The sequence below is a fragment of the Catenibacterium sp. genome, from assembly GCF_052354645.1.
GTDB classification, from domain to species: Bacteria; Bacillota_I; Bacilli_A; order Erysipelotrichales; family Coprobacillaceae; genus Catenibacterium; species Catenibacterium mitsuoka_A.
In genome coordinates, this window is record NZ_DAWDDM010000138.1 from 1 (window position 1) to 5,095 (window position 5,095).

The following is a 5,095-nucleotide window of genomic DNA, read 5'->3' on the forward strand; positions in this document are numbered from 1 at the left end:
ATCTTCCATAAACATTTGATGTCCTTGTTTCACCAAATTTATATGGGGATTTTGTTTCTGACTTATGTGCAGGTCTTGTAGGTGGTCTTGGTATTGCCCCATCAGGTAATATTGGTGATGATTACCGTATTTATGAAGCTGTTCATGGCAGTGCACCTGATATTGCAGGTAAAGGTATTGCGAACCCAAGTTCTTTAATTCTTGCATTCGCAATGATGCTTGAAGCATTAAATAAACAGAAAGAAGCACAATCTTTAAGAGAAGCCTTAGCAGCAGTCATAGAAGAAGGTAAGTTTACAACACCTGATATTGGTGGACAGGCAACTACAAAAGAGTTTACAGACGCAATTATCGATAAATTATAAGAGGAGGGACAAAGAAATGCCATCTCATAGCATTTTTGAATCAACTTCCCATGGATCATTGGGCTCTAAAATATTTATCTTATTACGTGATCGTATTCTTAATGAAAGTTATCAATGCGGTGATAAACTAAATGAATTAACACTTGCAAAAGAGTTAAAGATTTCTCGTACACCTATTAGAGAAGCATTAAAACAGCTAGAATTAGAAGGTTTAGTAGAAAGTATTCCTAACAAAGGTGTTTATGTGAAAGGTTTTTCACCTCGGGATATTGATGATATGTTTGAAATACGTCTTTCTTTAGAGGGATTAGCTGTTTCATTCGCAATTGATCGTATGGATGAAGTACATCTTGCTAAAATTAAAGAAGTATTTGAATTACTAGAATTCTATACTACAAAGGGTGACTTTGATAAAGTGAATGATTTTAATATTCTATTCCATGAATCTATTTATCAGGCAACACAGTCTACCTATTTTGAACAGATTCTAAAGGATATTCATTACTATGTTTCTGTAACATCAAGACATTCTATTGCACGTCCTGAACGTTTAGAATCATCACTTGCAGAACATCGTGCTATTCTAGAAGCCATCATTGATGGAGACAAAGATGAAGCAACAGAACGTATTCAAAGACATATTCGTAAAACACAAATGCTTGTAAGAAAATATTATGCAACAAGAAAGTAGGGTCAACCTACTTTTTTTGATGTAGAATGATATCAGGAGGGTATTTATGTTAACGCCTAAACATTTAATTAAAAAAGAAAAGAATGATTATCGTTTGATTGCGATATCAGATATACATGGTCATTTAGACCGCTTTAAAGAATTATTAAGAAAAGTGAATTATGATCCTGTAGAGGATTATTTGGTGATTATTGGTGACTTTGTAGAAAAAGGAGACCAGGTATTAGAAACAATACACTTTATTATGAATCTTTCACGCTTTCCTAAGTGTTATGTTTTGATGGGTAATTGTGAATGGGCGATGAATGCATTACTTACTATTCCAGAAATTGCAGGAGAAATTCCTAAGTATTTAAAGAGAAATAGTAAGAACGGTATTATTAGAGATATTTATAATCATGAACATTTTAGTGATGGACATGAAACACCTTTAGGTATGCAGAAGATTATGGCTGAAAAGCTTAAACAAGAATTAAAGTTCATGTCCCATTTACCTACTACACTATTATTTAATGACTATTTATTTGTCCATGCAGGTGTAGAACCAAGAGACAATTATAAGGAGTGTGGTTTATCATCTTACCTTGAACTCCAACATTTTTATGAATTAGGACACTCATTAAAATATACAGTTGTAGTAGGACATCTTCCTACATCTAATTATTTCCCTCGTTCTATTCATAATGACATTATTATAGATGAAGAAAAGAAGATCATCTGTATTGATGGAGGAACAGGAGTAAAGCCTATCTCACAATTAAATGCGCTTATTATTCATAGTTATAAGGGGGAAGTGACATATCAAACAGAATGTGTACAGCCATTTCCTATAGGTGTATTAAATAAAGATCTTTATGGCAATGGTGAAGTAGACCACAAGATAGCTTTTCCAGATTATGAAGTAAAGATGATGAAGAAAGGAAAAGAGTTTAGTCAATGTTATAGAGTGAGTGATCATGTAATGATCTCTATTAAGAATGAATTCTTATATGAAAGAAATCATCATCTCTATTGTTTAGATGATTATACAGATCATTGGTTTATAGGTGAAAAAGGCACTGAAGTGAAGATTGCAGGAGTATATGGACATTATGTCTATGTTATCTGTGGTGCACAGGTGGGGTGGGTCAATGAAGAAGACATCGATTATTAAGATAGTATGTGTACTAGTTTTACTTCTAGGTGTTCATCAATGTACTTCGTATAAGGAACTTGCACCTCATATTTTCTTAGTTAAAGAGAATACATCTTTTCTTAATCAAACACTCACAATGGGACAACCTTTAGTTGTAGAAGGACAAAGAGGTTCTCAATATTATGGTTATATATATGTGAATGGTGAGAAGAAAGAAGGCTATATATCAAGTCGTAATGTGATTGCATATGTATTTGATGAATCTTTTGAAAAAGAAATCACATCATTTCCTGATAGTTATAAACAATCTTTACGATTCTTACATGCACTTTATCCAGAATGGTGCTATATACCTCTTAATACTTCTTTAGATTTTAGTCAAACTGCATCCATCTTCCAAAGTAAATCATTAATAGATACAAATGATTTTTCAATGATTGCCTCTCCTGATATTATAGAAGGACAGACATGGTGTCGTGTCTCTATGAATGCAGCCCGTTATTTCTTAGATCCACGTAATGGTTTGGATGCTTATCATGCGTTGATGTTTGAGAAACTCACTTATAATCCTTCTGAAACATTACAGGAAGGAAAAAGAATGCTGGCAGAAACTGAAATGTCAGGTATAGAACCCCAGTCTAAAAAAGATTGGGCCGAACTCTATCGTTACAGTGCAGAAGTAAATAACGTCTCTATGTCATTACTCATTACCCGTGCGATTCAGGAACAGACAGGTGGAGGACTAGGACTTCGTGGAGGACATGCAAGAAACAATCCGCAAGGACCTCTCTTCTATAATATATATAATATTGGAGCAAACAGTAGTGATCAGGATGGGATAGACTTTGCGGCATCAAGAAACTGGGATACAAGAGAAAAAGCTATTCTCTATGGTTCTAAGTATTTAGCTGATAATTATATCACTAAAGGACAGGATTCTCTTTATCTGCAGAAATTTGATGTCCACAACAATAATCCTGGTCATCATTATTATATGTCTAACATCAGAGCACCTTATAGTGAAGCAAAGAATATGTTGAAAGGGTATATCTCTAATCATATGGATCATGTGAAACGTATACTAGAAATACCACTTTATACTAATATGCCTGTCTATAATGCTTATCCTATTTCTACTGATATAAATTATTCAGGAACTATTATGAAGAACCCTTATTGTGAATATCAAATAGAGAATACATATAAGAACCTTACAGAAAATGTAGATTATATCTCTATCGATCACAAAACCTATACACATATTGTAGGTTTGAATAATTACTATGGTTCATGTGATATTCCAAAATAATATTTTCATAATCTGTCAGTTTTTAATATATTTGTTTCAAAATTCATATAATATGATTTAGGAGGAATAAACAATGACATTTAGTAAAGATTTTTATTGGGGTGGTGCTGTTGCTGCCAATCAATGTGAAGGGGCATGGAATGTAGATGGAAGAGGTATGGCCCGTACTGATGTAACTACAGGAGGAACAGTCAATACTCCTAGAATGGTTACATTTATTGATAAGGATGGTCAGAAACAGAAATTACCTAACCATGGCTTTAAATTACCAGAAGGGGCTCATTTTGCAGTCTTTGATGATGAACTTTATCCTAACCATGATGGTATTGATTTCTATCATCACTATAAGGAAGATATTGCCTTACTTAAAGAAATGGGATTCAAGATGTTCAGACTTTCTATTTCATGGTCTAGAATCTACCCTACAGGAGAAGAAACAGAACCAAATCAGGCTGGTTTAGACTTCTATAGAAATGTATTCATAGAACTAAGAAATGCTGGTATTGAACCACTCGTTTCTATCTGGCACTTTGATACACCACTTGCATTAGAAGAAAAGTATGGTGACTGGCAGGATAGAAAGTATATTGAATTATATGAAAAGTATGTAACTACAATCTTTAAAGAATATAAAGGCTTAGTTAAATACTGGCTTACATTTAATGAAATTAATAATACAATTAACTTCTTACCAGATGATGCAAGTGATGAAGCTTTCCAGGAAGCATATCAGCATCTTCATTATCAGTTTGTAGCGAGTGCGAGAGCTGTACAGATTGGTCATGCAATTGATCCTGATTATCAGATTGGCTGCATGATCTGTGGTATTACTTATTATCCACTCACATCTGATCCAGAAGATATTCTCTTTAATCGTTATAAATGGGAAAAGGGTATCTTCTATTGTGGAGATGTGCAGTGTAAAGGTAAATATCCAACATATGCGAAACGCTTATGGAAGGAACACAATGTCGAATTAGATATCACTGAACAGGATCTAGTAGAATTAAAGAATGGTACTGTTGATCTTTATACATTCTCATATTATATGTCTCAGTCTATTACAACTCATAAGAATGAAGATACAGTAAGTGGTAATATGTCATTTGGTGTACGTAACCCTTACTTAACATATTCTGATTGGGGATGGGCATTAGATCCTCAGGGATTAAGATACTATCTTGAGGTTGTTTATGACCGTTATGAATTACCATTAATGGTTGTAGAAAATGGTTTAGGTGCCTTTGATACAGTAGAAGAAGATGGCTCTATTCATGATGATTATAGAATTGACTACTACCGTGCACATATTAAAGAAATGGATAAAGCGATTGAAGAAGGTATTGATTTAATCGGTTATACAACTTGGGGCTGTATTGACCTTGTTTCTGCAGGTACTGGAGAAATGAGAAAACGTTATGGCTTTATTTATGTAGATAAACATGATGATGGTACTGGTACTATGAAGAGAAGTAAGAAAGACTCTTTCTACTGGTATAAGAAAGTTATTGAATCTAATGGTGAAAATCTAGACTAATAAAAAAGAGGCTGTCTCGAAATAAATGACAGTTTTCCAAAATAGAAAAATGCGACAC

At 33.6% G+C, this 5,095-nt stretch carries 4 protein-coding genes and 1 pseudogene; all 5 read left to right on the top strand.

What is annotated here, in order from left to right; genetic code table 11:
* Positions 1–74 precede the first annotated feature (74 nt).
* Positions 75–365: pseudogene (locus tag ACT8VG_RS07050) on the top strand (isocitrate/isopropylmalate family dehydrogenase); the annotation flags it as partial.
* A gap of 16 nt (positions 366–381) precedes the next feature.
* Positions 382–1,056, top strand: a complete 675-nt coding sequence (locus ACT8VG_RS07055) for a GntR family transcriptional regulator (RefSeq protein ID WP_022425953.1) — start codon at positions 382–384, stop codon at positions 1,054–1,056.
* 46 nt (positions 1,057–1,102) lie between these two features.
* Entirely contained in the window at positions 1,103–2,209 is a 1,107-nt protein-coding gene (locus ACT8VG_RS07060) for a metallophosphoesterase (RefSeq protein WP_195920696.1), read from the top strand.
* Positions 2,187–3,500: a hypothetical protein gene (locus ACT8VG_RS07065; protein ID WP_444195492.1), complete on the top strand. Its 1,314-nt coding sequence runs from the start codon at positions 2,187–2,189 to the stop codon at positions 3,498–3,500. Before ACT8VG_RS07060 ends, ACT8VG_RS07065 begins: the two co-directional genes overlap by 23 nt.
* 73 nt (positions 3,501–3,573) lie before the next feature.
* Positions 3,574–5,037, top strand: coding sequence for a family 1 glycosylhydrolase (locus ACT8VG_RS07070; RefSeq protein WP_444195493.1), 1,464 nt, complete (start codon positions 3,574–3,576; stop codon positions 5,035–5,037).
* Positions 5,038–5,095 lie beyond the last annotated feature (58 nt).

Coding starts and splice junctions, on each gene's coding strand:
- ACT8VG_RS07065 (WP_444195492.1), top strand. CDS start 2,187: ATGAAGAAGACATCGATTATTAAGATAGTATGTGTACTAGTTTTACTT.
- ACT8VG_RS07055 (WP_022425953.1), top strand. CDS start 382: ATGCCATCTCATAGCATTTTTGAATCAACTTCCCATGGATCATTGGGC.
- ACT8VG_RS07070 (WP_444195493.1), top strand. CDS start 3,574: ATGACATTTAGTAAAGATTTTTATTGGGGTGGTGCTGTTGCTGCCAAT.
- ACT8VG_RS07060 (WP_195920696.1), top strand. CDS start 1,103: ATGTTAACGCCTAAACATTTAATTAAAAAAGAAAAGAATGATTATCGT.